The organism is Christiangramia portivictoriae DSM 23547 (assembly GCF_000423045.1).
Classification (GTDB): Bacteria; Bacteroidota; Bacteroidia; order Flavobacteriales; family Flavobacteriaceae; genus Christiangramia; species Christiangramia portivictoriae.
The window spans coordinates 105141-119081 of record NZ_KE383972.1; the positions used below are offsets into that span (position 1 = coordinate 105141).

The following is a 13941-nucleotide window of genomic DNA, read 5'->3' on the forward strand; positions in this document are numbered from 1 at the left end:
ATTTATGAATAAAAAATACAAGGTTAAAGTTAATGAAGATTTTGAGTTCGAATTCAGCCAGGAAGAGATCGCTGAATTAGATACCCAGAAAACTTCAGAAGCACATTATCATATCTTAAAGGATAACCGATCTTTTTCCGCAGAAGTCTTTAAACCAGATTTCCTTCACAGAAAATATGACATCAAGATCAACTCCAATATCTACTCGGTAAGGATCAATAACGATCTGGACCAGTTAATAGAGGAGATGGGACTTTCCCTGGGAAGCTCGCAGCAGGTGAATGATATCAAGGCACCTATGCCGGGACTTATCCTGGAAGTGAATGTCAAAGAGGGTGATGAGGTGAAGGAAGGTGATTATCTGCTGGTTCTTGAGGCCATGAAAATGGAAAATACACTTACTGCACCCAGAGATGGTGTGGTGAAATCTGTTAGCGTAAGCAAGGCAGATACGGTGGAAAAGAATCAGTTATTGATCGAAATGGAATAAGGGGAATATTCAAAATCTCAGGATTAGAAATATGAAGAAAATATTAGTAGCAAACAGAGGCGAGATCGCGCTTAGAGTAATGAAAACTATAAAACGTATGGGTATAGATACGGTAGCAGTTTATTCTGAAGCAGATAGAAACGCGCCTCATGTTCGGTTTGCAGATGAGGCGGTTTGTATAGGACCAGCGGCATCCAGCGAATCTTACCTAAAAGGAGATAAGATCATTGAAGTTGCAAAACAACTTGGTGTGGACGGGATTCATCCAGGTTACGGTTTCCTTAGTGAAAATGCGGGTTTTGCTGAAGCTGTTGAAAATAACGGAATTACCTGGATAGGTCCAGGTAGCAAGGCCATCAAGGTAATGGGAAGCAAGCTTGCCGCGAAAGATGCAGTTAAAGCCTATGATATTCCCATGGTTCCCGGTATTGATGAAGCGATTACCGATACTGAAAAAGCCAAGGCCATTGGAAAAGACATTGGCTTTCCAATTCTTATCAAGGCCTCTGCCGGTGGTGGTGGTAAAGGGATGCGTGTTGTCGAAAAAGAAGAAGACCTGGAAGACCAGATGAAAAGAGCGATTAGCGAAGCAGAATCGGCTTTTGGCGATGGCTCGGTCTTTATCGAGAAATACGTGTCTTCTCCAAGACATATTGAAATACAGGTATTATCTGATACTCATGGAAACTACCTGCACCTGTTCGAAAGAGAATGTAGCGTACAGCGTAGACACCAGAAGGTTGTGGAGGAAGCACCTTCTGTGGTTCTGGATGATGAGCTGCGCGCGAGAATGGGAGAGGCAGCGGTCAAAGTTGCCAAAGCCTGTGACTACGTAGGTGCGGGAACAGTAGAATTTCTTTTTGATGAAAACAGGAACTTTTATTTCCTGGAAATGAACACGAGATTGCAGGTAGAACATCCTGTAACCGAATATATTACCGGTGTGGATCTTGTTGAACAGCAGATCAGGGTCGCGCGTGGTGAAGCGATTGCTTTTAGCCAGGATGACTTGAAGATCAAAGGACACGCCATGGAACTCCGCGTTTATGCCGAAGATCCTCTGGAAGATTTCATGCCAAGCACGGGAACCCTGGAGAAATACCAGATTCCGCAGGGTGAAGGAATCCGTATGGACAATGGTTTTGAAGAAGGAATGGAAGTACCCATCTATTATGATCCCATGCTGGCCAAGCTGGTCACCTACGGGAAAACCCGGGAAGAAGCGATCGAGGTGATGATCAAGGCGATCGACAATTATATCGTGGAAGGTGTTTCGACAACCCTTGCTTTCGGAAAATTCGTTTTCCAGCATGATGCCTTTAGAAGCGGTGATTTCGATACGCATTTCGTCAAGAAATATTATTCCCCGGAAGCGCTGAAGGAGGAAACAGAACAGGAAGCCCGACTGGCAGCACTGTTGGCCCTGAAACAATATCTAAAAGATAAAGAGCAGTTGAGGCTGCCTTCAAACTAATTCTATATAATTCAGAATCATACCAATGAGTCAGAATCTAGAAAAATTAAAAGAAAAAATTGCTGAAGCCCACAAGGGTGGAGGTGAGCAGAGAATAGCCAAGCAACACGAAAAGAAGAAACTAACCGCCAGAGAGCGTGTGGATTATCTTCTGGATGAAAACTCCTTTGAAGAAATAGGCATCCTGGTGACCCATCGTACGACCGACTTCGGAATGGAAAATCAGAAATTCTATGGTGATGGGGTGGTGACAGGTTATGGAACAATTCACGGCAGGCTGGTGTATGTATTTGCACAGGATTTTACCGTTTTTGGAGGTTCACTTTCAGAAACTCATGCCGAGAAGATCTGTAAGATTATGGATATGGCGGTAAAAGTTGGTGCTCCACTTATCGGATTAAACGATTCCGGTGGTGCCCGAATCCAGGAAGGGGTAAAATCTCTGGGAGGTTATGCAGATATCTTTCACAGAAATGTAAAGGCTTCAGGCGTAGTTCCTCAAATTTCAGCGATTATGGGACCTTGTGCCGGTGGTGCTGTTTATTCCCCGGCGATGACCGACTTTACCCTGATGGTAGAGGATACCTCTTACATGTTCGTGACCGGTCCAAACGTAGTGAAAACAGTGACCAATGAGGAGGTGACTTCCGAACAACTTGGAGGAGCCAGCACGCATTCCACGAAATCGGGTGTAACTCACGTAACTGCTGCCAATGACATTATCTGCCTTGAGAATATCAAGCAATTGATAAGCTACATGCCGCAGAATAACAAAACCGCACCAGAAAAGCTGGAATTCAAATTTGGTGATGAACACAGGGAGATACTGGAAAGTATTGTACCAGACAGTTCTAATAAACCTTATGATATGCATGAGGTGATCACCGGTATTATAGACCAGGATTCGTTTTTTGAAATTCATAAGGATTATGCCGATAATATCATCGTAGGTTTCTCCAGGATTGGAGGCCGTTGCGTCGGGATCATTGCGAACCAGCCTATGAGCCTTGCCGGCGTTCTGGACGTGGACGCTTCAAAAAAAGCTGCGAGATTTACGAGATTCTGCGATTGTTTCAATATTCCGCTATTGGTGCTGGTGGATGTTCCAGGTTTTCTTCCGGGGACAGATCAGGAATGGAACGGGATCATCCTGCATGGTGCCAAATTATTATACGCGCTTAGTGAAGCAACGGTTCCTAAAGTCACCGTGATCACCAGGAAGGCTTATGGTGGTGCCTATGATGTAATGAATTCCAAGCATATTGGTGCCGATCTTAACTTTGCATGGCCAACTGCGGAAATTGCCGTAATGGGAGCAAAGGGAGCTTCGGAAATCATTTTCAGAAAAGAGATTTCACAGGCAGAAGATCCTGAAAAGAAACTGGCTGAGAAGGAAGCTGAATACGCTGAAAAATTCGCCACTCCCTTTGAAGCTGCACAACGTGGTTTTATTGATGAGGTGATCATGCCGAAGGATACGCGTCGAAAGTTGATACGTGCGTTTAGCGCGCTGGAAAATAAGTCGGTACTAAGACCAGATAGAAAACATGGCAATATACCGTTATAGGAATATGTAAAATTTTAATAAATGCTGAATGAGAATTCAGCATTTATTTTTTACTGAAATTTGAACATGAAAAAATTCAATAAGATCGTTCTGGTAGACCATACAAAAATGAACGATGAGTCCATAGAGAAGCTGAAACAATACTCAGAAAACGGGGTAGTGGTGTACGACGATTACCCGGAAGATGAGCAGACAGTTGAAGATAGGATTGGCGATGCAGAAGCGATTATCGTATCCTGGCATACTCAAATCACTGAAAACATCATAGACTCCTGTTCCAGCTTAAAATATATAGGAATGGCCTGTAGCCTTTACGATGATGAATCGGCAAATGTGGCGGTGAAGTTCGCCCGGGATCGCGGGATTGAAGTCCGCGGTATTCGCGATTATGGAGATCCAGGTGTAGCTGAATTTATAATTTCTGAATTGATTCAGTTATTAAATGGTTATTCTGGGAAACAATGGAAAGATATGCCACTGGAGCTTACCAATCTTAAAATTGGAATCGTAGGTTTGGGAACTACCGGCAAGCTTCTGGCAGATTGTTTAAGGCCATTTGGAGCAGACCTGTATTATTTTGGCAGAACAAGATTTTCAGAATATGAAGATCACGGAGTACAATTCCTGGAGTTGAATGACCTGCTGGAAACCTGTGCTGTATTCAGCTTTCACCTGCCTAAAAACACGCAGCTATTCTCTTCCGAAGAATTCAGGAAAATGGGTGATGACAAGATCATTATCAATACCAGCCTGGGATTACCATTTGATCTTGATGGTTTTACCAACTGGATAATGAATACATCCAATTTTGGGATTTTTGATGGAGATGGTGGGAAAGAGCTATCCGAAGAAATAAAGAAAAGAGTTAATGTGATTGCTCACGATAAAAGTGCGGGCTGGTCTTCGCAAACTCTTGTAAGGCTTTCTGACAAAACACTACAAAACCTGGCAGACTATGCCGGGCAGAAATAATGTAACCATTGTTACTTATAGATTGTCGTACTTCTCGCATCTTTGCGAACACTAAAATTACAATATGGATCTAATTTATCAGGGATGGCCATGGTATGTGGCCGGCCCGCTCATAGCACTCGTGATGTTCCTTCTCATCTTTATGGGAAAACAGTTTGGAATGTCTTCAAACCTTCGAACCTTATGCACCATGTGTGGAGCAGATAAGACCGCAGGATTTTTCGATTTCAACTGGAGATCCCAGAAGTGGAACCTAGTAGTTATATTGGGTGCTGCAATTGGTGGTTTTATTGCCATGAACTTTTTAACTGCAGATCCCGCAGTGGACATCAATCCAGATACCGTTGCCAATTTGAATGAACTTGGATTTGCCAGTGCAGGTGAAGCTTACCTTCCATCAGAATTATATGGCATGGATGCTTTAACCGACTGGAAAGCGCTTGCAATTTTAATCATTGGAGGCTTTTTGATAGGTTTTGGCGCAAGATGGGCCGGTGGATGTACTTCGGGACACGCGATCTCAGGACTCAGTAATTTGCAGTTACCGTCATTGATCGCCGTAGTTGGATTTTTTATAGGTGGATTATTTATGATCCATGTGTTATTCCCTTTAATTTTTTAAGAGATGAGAGTAGTTGGATATTTAGTAATAGGAATCATGTTCGGTATCGTGATGTTCAAATCTGAAGCAGCATCTTGGTTCCGGATCTATGAGATGTTCAGGTTCGAATCATTTCATATGTATGGAATCATTGGATCTGCACTTGTAATAGGTGTTCTTGGAACTTTACTGATCAAGAAAAATGGAATGAAAGACGTGCAGGGAGAACCAATTACCTTTCAGCCTAAGGAGAAAAGCTTTAGCAGGTATATGTTTGGAGGAATCATATTCGGACTTGGCTGGGCGCTTGCCGGAGCCTGTCCGGGCCCTATATATACGCTTATTGGTGCAGGGTATATACCGGTTATTGTTGTTTTCCTGGCAGCTTTGCTTGGAACCTTTGTTTACGGTTTACTACGGGACAAACTTCCGCATTAATCGCAAGTTTTAAATAATGAAGTGGCTGAAATGAATAGTTTCAGCCACTTTTTATTTGCTCAAAACTCATAATCATAAGCTTTGTAGTTTGATCTTACAAAGCAGTTTTCAAGATTTTTCAGTTGATACTATCCTTCAAATTCCTGGACTCATTCAGTAATCTAAGTGCATCGCTTATCCCGGCGTTATTAAAATACAGGTACTCCTTAACGATTTTGCCATTTTCAAACCTTGCGGTGATATGAACCGGGATCACGATGACAGAATCATTTTCTGCGATCGTGCCTTCCCAGGCACCCCAGAAATTCACCCAGGTTTCACCGGCATCTGTAACCACCATTTCGAACTCACTTTCAGAATCCTGGAAATCGTATGAAGATAGCACGGCGTTATTTTCTTTGTGCATTGCGACTGCTGCAGCCAGATCTATGGGTTGCCGACTATTATAAAATAATTCCATGCTGTCTGCAAAATGGGATTGATACTTATCCCAGTCTGCATTCTCATAATCCTGCAAAACAGTTTTAAAAATGCTTATCTGTTCAGAGTCTTGAGAATACCTGATTGCTTTTTCTTCTTTCTGATGCTCATTGCATGATAATAGAAATAGGCAAAAGCATAAAATTGTCCATGTTTTACTCATGATGTTAATCTTCAGACTGGTACGAAATCTCAGGCATTATATTTCCAGTGACAACTTCCCGTTTAGAGAATACCTTCTGAATTTCTGAAGATAATTTTTCACCTTCCTCGCCAAGTAACTCTGCATTTTCCTCTCTTAGTTTTTCTACGGAAGCAGCATCTTTACCAGATATGGCGACCATGAAATATGAATCCATAGTTCCGAAGCCACTTTTATAAAGCCTGTAATACGCTTTAGAACCTTTTTCCTCGTATAGTTTTTTGGCGGCTTTGGCCAATTCCACAGCCTTATCCATTTTACCTGGAGGGATATGATAAAACACCAGTTCTCTGTAATTCATGCCTTCCATATTTTGATCCATACCTTCTGGCATATAAGAATGTTCCTTGTCAAGATTCAGAATATAATCACCATGCTTGCTATAGGTTTCAGCAAAAGGTTCAAAGAGCTTTTCGAAAGCTTCCTCACCCATTTTGTCCTGCAGATCCTGGAATGGATTTTTATCAAGTTCAGCAAAATTGTCGATCTCGGTAAGGTACATAACGCTGTTGTCATCTGCCTGAAAGGCAAGCCACTCCATTCCTTCCATTTCGTGTTCCCTGGCAGCTTTCAGCAAGGCCTTATCGGCTTCAAGATGCTTGTCCATCATTCCTTCTTTCACGTGATCTTCATGGACCACGAACATTTGATAATGATCACTTTGTGCTGTTGATATATGGCTTGAACAGAGTACAAGTGCCAAAGTCATTAAAAAGCTTCCTAATACTTTCATTGGTCTGGTTTTTATGGTTAATAAACCTGAATTTAGGAAGTATATATGGATAGCTGAGCGGTATCTGGACGTAGGTAGTTGTAAATTGTCCAAACCTGGCAGAAAACTTTTCGAAGCAGTAAATATGGAAAGATATGATCGTTTTAAATGATCTGTAAGTGGTGAAAAAGTTCGGTCCTCGTATTTTTACTTATAGGAAGTGATTTCGAGGCGATAAGAACGTGATTACTTCCAATTTCATCTATATGGGAGAGATTGGCGATATAGGAGCGATGGATTCTTAAAAAGCGTTTATCGGTGATCTTCGAGCTAACTTCCTTAAGGCAACAAACCAGTAAAAATTTTCGATTCCTCGAGTACACCCTGCAATAATTACGGTCTGCTTCTATATAATGGATATCGTCCAGAGCGATTTTGACCATAGCATCCTGGTAACGAACAAAAATACGATCCTTCAGTATCAGGTGATAATTCTTAGTGTCAGCAGTTTCAGGTAATTTCACAAGTCTTTCAGGAATTGCTCGCTTTATCAAATGTTTCCTGTTCTTCAGCTTTTGGTAGATTAAGTTTTGAAGAGACTTTGTTTTGCTTCCGCTGAAAAAGAGAACGGAATGATTCATTTCAGACTTATTGGATGCAAAGCCATTCAGCTCGCTTTTAAGGTGATCTTCCATAAGAATAAGATCTGGAGCATCCTGCTCAACAAAGCTCAGGGCGTCTTTAGCCCTGGAAAATATCCCCGTGATTTGATAACCCAGTTTATTCAGCTTTAAAGATAACTTTGCAGCCATGGGTATATTATTCTCCACAATGATGATTTTCGCTTGTCTGTTCATCAATTTCAGTTATACTATAAATATACTGAAAGTATTGATAATCAGAGAGATAAATATTATATTATCTCAAACGGGAACTGCCGGGTGAAGAAGGGTAGAAGTGAGGTAACGTAACTTTGTATTTCACCACGACCAGCCGTATACTTATTACTGTAAGTGCCGTAGCAAGATATATAAAGTCTGCATTCATGCCCAGATCATAAAGCAGAATGTAGGCTAGTGCACCAATAAGACAGGCAGTGGCGTAGATCTCTTTTCTAAAGATCACCGGGATCTCGTTACAAAGAATATCCCGTATCACCCCTCCAAAGGTACCGGTCATCGCACCTAGAGCTACAGATATGATGGGGTCAAGGTCATTCTGGATTCCGGTTTCAACCCCTGTGATCGTAAAAACACCAAGCCCTATCGTATCGAATAGAAACAGTGATTTTTTTAAATAATTAAGTTTATTTCTGAAAATGATCGCCAGGATCGTTACAACACCAATTAAATATACGTACATGGTGTTTTCCATCCAGGTAACCGGCGTATCTCCAATTAGAATATCCCGCACGGTTCCACCGCCAATCGCTGTGACGAAAGCGATTATAAAGATGCCGAAGAGATCAAGTCTTCTATTCATGGCAGACAATGCACCGGAAATCGCGAAAGCGATCGTACCGAGAATATCCAGAATGTTAAACAAACTTATTTCCATACTTTGCAAAGGTAGTTTTATCTTTTAAATTTGCCTGAGTGTGAGTTAGTTTCGTAGCGATTTGATCTGGAATATTATGAATAGATGAAGTTGATGGCTAATATTGTAAGTTTTAGTGCGAACTACCTACTTTTATAACATAGAAAACCAAAAATCATGAGTGATACTATCGAAAGAATAAAATGCCTGATCATAGGTTCTGGTCCTGCAGGTTATACCGCAGCGATCTACGCCGCCAGGGCAGATATGAAACCAGTTATGTATACCGGGATGGAACCAGGTGGACAGTTAACTACCACTACAGAAGTTGACAATTTTCCAGGCTATCCGGAAGGTATAGATGGTCCAAAAATGATGATGGACCTGCAGCAGCAGGCAGAACGTTTTGGAACCCAGGTGAGAATAGGAATGATCACTGAAGTTGACTTTTCAAAAGAAGTGGGCGGGATTCATAAAGCTCTTGTTGACAATAAGACCTGGATCGAAGCTGAAACGGTGATCATATCAACCGGCGCTACCGCCAAATATCTTGGTTTACCCAGTGAACAAAAATTACGAGGTGGAGGAGTTTCTGCCTGTGCCGTATGTGACGGATTCTTTTATAAGGGTCAGGATGTGGCGATCGTAGGTGGAGGTGATACAGCTGCTGAAGAAGCAACTTATCTTGCCAATATCTGTAACAAAGTAACTATGCTGGTTCGAAAGGATTACATGAAAGCTTCCAAAGCGATGCAACACCGAGTGGAGACTACCAAAAATATCGATCTTCGTTATAATACTGAGGTAGATGAAATTCTTGGGGAACAGGTAGTTGAAGGCCTTCGAATGGTAAATAACCAAACGGGTGAAAAGGAAGAGATCGATATTACAGGTTTCTTTGTAGCCATTGGACATAAGCCTAATACCGATATTTTTAAAGGTTGGTTAGATATGGATGAAACAGGTTATGTGATCACAGAGAGCAAGACTACCAGAACTAATATCCCTGGTGTATTCGCTTCAGGTGATGTGCAGGATAAGGTTTACAGGCAGGCGATTACCGCTGCAGGAACCGGATGTATGGCCGCTCTGGATGCAGAACGATACCTGGCAGAAATTGATATCGAAGAGGATATCCAAAAGCCACAAACCAGACCGGAAACTGTATAATCTGGTTAGGATACGATAAAAAAATGCCCGCAATTGCGGGCATTTTTTTTGATACTGATTCAAGATCTTAATTGTCGGTTTTCACCTTGACTTCTCCATCATCAATCTTTACCTTCGTTTCTGAACCATCTGCTCTGTCAACCTTTTTCTTATACTCGCCATCGTCTTTTTTGATCTTAATCTCATCTCCTTCCGGAGTTTCAATCTTGATCTTGTCCCCGCCATCCTTTACTTCAACTTTATTGTCAGGGTCTTCCATCATTCTTTCAACTTCAGATTTCTCTTCCTCTGTATCTTCATTTTCTCTACAGGATACGAATGCCAGAGATAAGAGCAATATAAAAGCAATATTTTTGGTGCTAATTTTCATTTTCCCATTAGTTTAATTGGCTGCAAATGTATTCAATAGGTTTATCCATTAATGTGAAATCCAGAAATTTTATCAATTATTTAAACAGTCCTTTACTAAATTCCTTCTTGGATAGGCTGGCTTCGTCTGAAAATTTTAGCAATTTTATGACCGGTGTATTGTATACTTCGATCTCACTTTTACCAGAAGCGGTAATATTCAGCGTATCGCTAACATTTACTTTTGCTGAAGAGTTTCCCTGTGCCAGTACTTCCGCCTTTATGCTGCTCAGGTTTTCTCCATCGAATTTGGAAGACTGGTCTGCTCTCAAACGGAAGGTCTGCGTTTCACGGTCTATCCTGGCGGCTGCTTTTTCATAAATATCGATTTCCATAACGGGTGCATTCAGAAGTGCTTCCACTTTAGAGGATTGATTTAGCTGGCAAACAATTTCCCTGGCTGTGACATTCAATTCAGCTTCTGCATCATCTTTGTGTACAAAATTGAACTTACTGGCAGTAAGGGTTAGAAAAGCCTTGGCGTCCTTTCCTGTTTCAAGCTTGAAATCATTCACATAAAGATCCTGTAAGGATTCCAGTTCCACATCACCTCCAATGAGGATGCTTTTTAAGGTATCAGAAAAAGTGATCTTTAATTCCTGTTTCTTCGTTCGGGATAGCTTTTTGATGGGCTTGATATAAAGTGTTCCATCGAGAACTTCAGTCATGATTAGATCATGAATATTATCATCGGCCTCAATCTCGATCATGGATCTTCTTCCCTTCAGGATTCCAACTTCAAATTCTCCCTTGATCTGGATGGAATGAAATTTTTCCAGATCATATTGTTCAGTCTTTACATTTCGACTTCCTTTTACTTTGTCCTGGGCTTTACAACTGCATAATATAATGAGTAGTAATAATGGTAATTTCTTTAGCATCGTATTTTAATTTTCTAAATCGTTAATTCCCGACCTGCAGATCCGGAAACTTTTTTGCAAAAGATAGGACTATTTATTTCAAAGCCCGTAATAGGCTGGAAAAAAATATGATCCCGTTTTCCCAGATCATTTTACAATGTTTTATAAAGCTGAAATCCTTTCAGTAATGAAAAAAGCCTCCGCAAGGGAGGCTCTCAACTTTTAACTGTCCAGGATTTTTTGATAATGTTCCAGCTTCTGAAATATTTCAGTACTGTTCAGTGGTTGTTCAATAGTTGCAGTTTCTTTCTCTGCTGGCTGAATATACAATACCAGGCTTATAAAGAAACTAATGATGAGATTGATTATTGAGCTCATACTAATTCTGTATTTGTACTCCGTTGCTGTCTATTCTTACCCGGTCGCCATCCTTATCCTGAATTTCCACGCCGTTATCATTCAACCTGATGTTAACTTCTTCACTATTTACATCTACCCGTGCATTAAAGTCATCTGAAGTGTCATAATCATCTTCCCAGGTATCTTCGCTTTCCCAGTCGCCATGATCATCATCCCAGGTATCTTCTACGGGACAATCTGCACAGCTTGTTCCACCATCGATGATCTTGAGAAAATGCTCTTCTTCTCCATTATGAAGAATGTCTTCATAAGAATCTGTATTGCGGTGAAAAGTAGAAGTATTATCATCGGCATAAAGCGTGGTGCCTTCAGGAAGATATAAAGTGATTTGTACTTCCTGATCACGGTAACCTGCCTTGGCTTCAGTAATAAAATAACTATCCAGTAACAGCTCGTTTCCTACAAGACTCCGACCGTAACGTATCGCCTTCGCGCGGTCCCTGGCTTCGTTGTAGTTCTTACCTTCAGCCGACTTCAATATCTCCATTTTTCCTACTGAATCTCTGGTAGATCGTACGATCAGCCTGATATCATTTCCAACGATCATTTTTGTGTCTTCTTCGTATACAATTCTAAAATCTGATGATCTTATGGTTCGGTTACTCATTTCAGGATTGTGCTTCATCCGAAGGTAGATGGTATCTTCAGCAGTAACCCGCAGGGTTTCAGTAGTCGCAACTTCCCCATCGAACGCGCGATTGGTAGCCTGGCTGATCCCGATTACTGATAGTCCTATGACTGAAATTAACCAGACTCCAAGCAGTGTTAGCAGCGCAATTCTTCCCACAGATCTCAAGTTTCTTACCAATATTTTTAATCCCAGCACGAACAAAAAGAAGAATGGAATTCCCACGGCGAAGAAAACGAGCAGCGAAGTAAGCCAGATAGGCGCGCCACTGTTCACAACATCTATATACTCTGTCCATGGTGCATCAACCAGTCCAAAAGTACCTACTGCAAATAAACCTACGAATAGCGCAATAAGGGTGGATCCGGCAAAAAGGATGAGGATGATCCCGATGAATTTTACAAATAGTTTCAAACAGAACTTGATAATATTCCCTAGCGTGGTTGCTGCGGAAGTTGCTCCGGCAGACGCTCTTTTCCCGAACTTATCATAGTCTACATTCTTTATACTGTCTGAAACATCATGAAAACCCTCACGAATCTTCTTTTCAATGTTGCTAACGGTAACTTCTTCACCACGCATGGCAAGTTTATCAGCCGTGGTTTTAGCTTCAGGAACAAAGATCCAGAAAGCAATATAGATCAATAGGAAACCACCACTCGAAAAAATGGTAAGCAATACCCAAAGCAAACGTACCCAGATGGCATCGATCGCCAGGTAGTGTCCAAGTCCTGAGGAAACACCGCCTACAAAACCATTTTCGGTATCTCGATATAGTTGCTTGCCGCGGGTTCTGCCAGCCCTGTGCGTGGTGTTCGTTGGTTCATCTTCGAAGATCTCCTCATCAACCATATAATCTTCGGGTTGTCCCATGATCGTGATGACTTCTTCTACTTCCTTGATACTTATTACCTGGCGGTCATTCTTAACCTTCTCATTGAACAATTCAGCAATACGAGCTTCGATATCTGAGATGATCTCATCACGACCCTGCGTATTTGAAAACGAATGCCTTATGGTCTCCAAATATCGTTGAAGTCTGGCATAAGCATCCTCATCTATATGGAAGAAAACGCCGGCAAGATTTATGTTAACTGTCTTATTCATGATTGTTCTTTTTTTGAGTGGTTACGATGTTAACGGCAGTTTGTAATTCATTCCAGGTACCCGTTAGCTCCCTGAGAAATATTTTTCCTGTTTCGGTAAGTCCGTAATATTTACGGGGCGGCCCGCTTGTAGATTCTTCCCAGCGATAATTGAGAAGTCCCGCATTTTTCAACCTGGTCAATAAAGGATAGATGGTACCCTCAACTACCAGTAACTTTGCGTCTTTTAATGTGTCCAGAATTTCTGCTACATAGGCATCTTCGTCTCTAAGGACCGAGAGAATGCAATATTCCAATACACCCTTACGCATCTGGGCTTTGGTATTTTCAATCTTCATAGTGTTTGTTTTTGGGTGTCATTAAACTGTTCATTTTTTGATTGATGATTTTGATGATTTGTTTTATCCGGTTTATCCGAACTTAAAAAATTGATGGTTAAAGGATAACTGTATTCTTTTCCTTCATTTGCTGAAAGACTTGCAGAGATGACTGTAAAAATTTCCAGCACAAATAATCCAAGCAATAGAATCCCCAGTATTCCCATGATGATGATAAAAGGTAATGCTTCTGAAAACTGGTTAACTTCAAATGAGTCATTCGTCATAAGGGGTTCTACCATATTAAACTTCAAAGCGAAGAATAAGAAGGTGGCACCTCCAATAGCTACCAGTAACACCGTATAAAGAAAAGTGCTAATTTGAAAATTAAGCGCATTTCTCCCGTGGCGATCTACAAATGGATCTTCCTTACTGCTCAACCAAAGCAACATCGGGAATATGAAATTCCCGAGGGGAATAAAATACTTGGTAAATACCGATAGATGAAGTACGGTAGTTAGAGTTTGGTTTTTATGTTCGCTTACGTCCTGCATGATTCA

At 41.3% G+C, this 13941-nt stretch carries 17 protein-coding genes; 7 read left to right on the top strand and 10 right to left on the bottom strand.

Translation table 11 applies throughout. From position 1 onward, the window contains the following. The first annotated feature begins 4 nt into the window (after positions 1 to 4). From G529_RS0113035 to G529_RS0113060, 6 genes are all read left to right on the top strand, one after another. The gene (locus G529_RS0113035; RefSeq protein WP_026915945.1) at positions 5 to 490 is read left to right on the top strand and encodes an acyl-CoA carboxylase biotin carboxyl carrier protein subunit; all 486 of its coding nucleotides are present in this window, start codon (positions 5 to 7) and stop codon (positions 488 to 490) included. A gap of 31 nt (positions 491 to 521) precedes the next feature. Then, entirely contained in the window at positions 522 to 1964 is a 1443-nt protein-coding gene (gene accC, locus G529_RS0113040) for an acetyl-CoA carboxylase biotin carboxylase subunit (RefSeq protein ID WP_026915946.1), read from the top strand. Positions 1965 to 1989: 25 nt separating this feature from the next. Continuing rightward, positions 1990 to 3531, top strand: a complete 1542-nt coding sequence (locus G529_RS0113045) for an acyl-CoA carboxylase subunit beta (protein WP_026915947.1) — start codon at positions 1990 to 1992, stop codon at positions 3529 to 3531. A gap of 66 nt (positions 3532 to 3597) precedes the next feature. Beyond that, positions 3598 to 4503, top strand: a complete 906-nt coding sequence (locus G529_RS0113050; protein WP_026915948.1) for an NAD(P)-dependent oxidoreductase — start codon at positions 3598 to 3600, stop codon at positions 4501 to 4503. A gap of 64 nt (positions 4504 to 4567) precedes the next feature. Further along, a complete protein-coding gene (locus G529_RS0113055) occupies positions 4568 to 5125 on the top strand; it encodes a YeeE/YedE family protein (RefSeq protein ID WP_026915949.1) in 558 nt (185 codons plus the stop codon). Between the two features lie 3 nt (positions 5126 to 5128). Further along, positions 5129 to 5542 carry a YeeE/YedE family protein gene (locus tag G529_RS0113060; protein WP_026915950.1) on the top strand — a complete coding sequence of 138 codons (414 nt, stop codon included), beginning with the start codon at positions 5129 to 5131 and terminating at the stop codon, positions 5540 to 5542. A gap of 118 nt (positions 5543 to 5660) precedes the next feature. Here G529_RS0113060 and G529_RS15950 read toward each other — a convergent pair whose 3' ends face one another. From G529_RS15950 to G529_RS0113085, 4 genes are all read right to left on the bottom strand, one after another. Continuing rightward, positions 5661 to 6185 carry a nuclear transport factor 2-like protein gene (locus G529_RS15950; RefSeq protein WP_051201457.1) on the bottom strand — a complete coding sequence of 175 codons (525 nt, stop codon included), beginning with the start codon at positions 6183 to 6185 and terminating at the stop codon, positions 5661 to 5663. Between the two features lie 4 nt (positions 6186 to 6189). Then, the gene (locus tag G529_RS0113070; RefSeq protein ID WP_157514677.1) at positions 6190 to 6957 is read right to left on the bottom strand and encodes a hypothetical protein; all 768 of its coding nucleotides are present in this window, start codon (positions 6955 to 6957) and stop codon (positions 6190 to 6192) included. Between the two features lie 143 nt (positions 6958 to 7100). After that, entirely contained in the window at positions 7101 to 7793 is a 693-nt protein-coding gene (locus G529_RS0113080; RefSeq protein WP_026915952.1) for a LytR/AlgR family response regulator transcription factor, read from the bottom strand. 61 nt (positions 7794 to 7854) lie between these two features. Beyond that, entirely contained in the window at positions 7855 to 8493 is a 639-nt protein-coding gene (locus tag G529_RS0113085; RefSeq protein ID WP_035696128.1) for a trimeric intracellular cation channel family protein, read from the bottom strand. 156 nt (positions 8494 to 8649) lie between these two features. On the opposite strand from G529_RS0113085, the gene trxB reads away from it, so the two are divergent. Then, entirely contained in the window at positions 8650 to 9642 is a 993-nt protein-coding gene (gene trxB, locus G529_RS0113090) for a thioredoxin-disulfide reductase (protein ID WP_026915954.1), read from the top strand. Between the two features lie 67 nt (positions 9643 to 9709). On the opposite strand, the gene G529_RS0113095 is transcribed toward trxB, so the two are convergent. The 6 genes from G529_RS0113095 to G529_RS0113120 all read right to left on the bottom strand — a co-directional run bounded on the left by G529_RS0113095 (position 9710) and on the right by G529_RS0113120 (position 13935). Further along, on the bottom strand, positions 9710 to 10012 hold the full coding sequence (locus G529_RS0113095) for a hypothetical protein (protein ID WP_026915955.1): 303 nt from the start codon (positions 10010 to 10012) through the stop codon (positions 9710 to 9712). 76 nt (positions 10013 to 10088) lie between these two features. Next, positions 10089 to 10931 carry a GIN domain-containing protein gene (locus tag G529_RS0113100; protein WP_026915956.1) on the bottom strand — a complete coding sequence of 281 codons (843 nt, stop codon included), beginning with the start codon at positions 10929 to 10931 and terminating at the stop codon, positions 10089 to 10091. A gap of 201 nt (positions 10932 to 11132) precedes the next feature. Continuing rightward, positions 11133 to 11288: a hypothetical protein gene (locus G529_RS16560; RefSeq protein WP_157514679.1), complete on the bottom strand. Its 156-nt coding sequence runs from the start codon at positions 11286 to 11288 to the stop codon at positions 11133 to 11135. A 1-nt stretch (position 11289) separates the two neighbouring features. Beyond that, the gene (locus G529_RS0113110; protein WP_026915957.1) at positions 11290 to 13065 is read right to left on the bottom strand and encodes a PspC domain-containing protein; all 1776 of its coding nucleotides are present in this window, start codon (positions 13063 to 13065) and stop codon (positions 11290 to 11292) included. Then, positions 13058 to 13402 (bottom strand): PadR family transcriptional regulator, encoded by a 345-nt coding sequence (locus tag G529_RS0113115; RefSeq protein WP_026915958.1) that lies wholly within the window; start codon positions 13400 to 13402, stop codon positions 13058 to 13060. The genes G529_RS0113110 and G529_RS0113115 overlap by 8 nt, the downstream gene beginning before the upstream one ends. Then, positions 13399 to 13935, bottom strand: coding sequence for a DUF4870 domain-containing protein (locus G529_RS0113120; RefSeq protein WP_026915959.1), 537 nt, complete (start codon positions 13933 to 13935; stop codon positions 13399 to 13401). The genes G529_RS0113115 and G529_RS0113120 overlap by 4 nt, the downstream gene beginning before the upstream one ends. Positions 13936 to 13941 lie beyond the last annotated feature (6 nt).

What these genes read in the sequence shown, in the direction of transcription:
- G529_RS0113045 (WP_026915947.1), top strand. Translation starts at nt 1,990, where the DNA reads ATGAGTCAGAATCTAGAAAAATTAAAAGAAAAAATTGCTGAAGCCCAC.
- G529_RS0113095 (WP_026915955.1), bottom strand. Translation starts at nt 10,012, where the DNA reads ATGAAAATTAGCACCAAAAATATTGCTTTTATATTGCTCTTATCTCTG.
- G529_RS0113110 (WP_026915957.1), bottom strand. Translation starts at nt 13,065, where the DNA reads ATGAATAAGACAGTTAACATAAATCTTGCCGGCGTTTTCTTCCATATA.
- trxB (WP_026915954.1), top strand. Translation starts at nt 8,650, where the DNA reads ATGAGTGATACTATCGAAAGAATAAAATGCCTGATCATAGGTTCTGGT.
- G529_RS0113085 (WP_035696128.1), bottom strand. Translation starts at nt 8,493, where the DNA reads ATGGAAATAAGTTTGTTTAACATTCTGGATATTCTCGGTACGATCGCT.
- G529_RS0113035 (WP_026915945.1), top strand. Translation starts at nt 5, where the DNA reads ATGAATAAAAAATACAAGGTTAAAGTTAATGAAGATTTTGAGTTCGAA.
- G529_RS0113120 (WP_026915959.1), bottom strand. Translation starts at nt 13,935, where the DNA reads ATGCAGGACGTAAGCGAACATAAAAACCAAACTCTAACTACCGTACTT.
- G529_RS0113080 (WP_026915952.1), bottom strand. Translation starts at nt 7,793, where the DNA reads ATGAACAGACAAGCGAAAATCATCATTGTGGAGAATAATATACCCATG.
- G529_RS0113100 (WP_026915956.1), bottom strand. Translation starts at nt 10,931, where the DNA reads ATGCTAAAGAAATTACCATTATTACTACTCATTATATTATGCAGTTGT.
- G529_RS0113115 (WP_026915958.1), bottom strand. Translation starts at nt 13,402, where the DNA reads ATGAAGATTGAAAATACCAAAGCCCAGATGCGTAAGGGTGTATTGGAA.
- G529_RS0113050 (WP_026915948.1), top strand. Translation starts at nt 3,598, where the DNA reads ATGAAAAAATTCAATAAGATCGTTCTGGTAGACCATACAAAAATGAAC.
- G529_RS0113060 (WP_026915950.1), top strand. Translation starts at nt 5,129, where the DNA reads ATGAGAGTAGTTGGATATTTAGTAATAGGAATCATGTTCGGTATCGTG.
- accC (WP_026915946.1), top strand. Translation starts at nt 522, where the DNA reads ATGAAGAAAATATTAGTAGCAAACAGAGGCGAGATCGCGCTTAGAGTA.
- G529_RS0113070 (WP_157514677.1), bottom strand. Translation starts at nt 6,957, where the DNA reads ATGAAAGTATTAGGAAGCTTTTTAATGACTTTGGCACTTGTACTCTGT.
- G529_RS0113055 (WP_026915949.1), top strand. Translation starts at nt 4,568, where the DNA reads ATGGATCTAATTTATCAGGGATGGCCATGGTATGTGGCCGGCCCGCTC.
- G529_RS15950 (WP_051201457.1), bottom strand. Translation starts at nt 6,185, where the DNA reads ATGAGTAAAACATGGACAATTTTATGCTTTTGCCTATTTCTATTATCA.
- G529_RS16560 (WP_157514679.1), bottom strand. Translation starts at nt 11,288, where the DNA reads ATGAGCTCAATAATCAATCTCATCATTAGTTTCTTTATAAGCCTGGTA.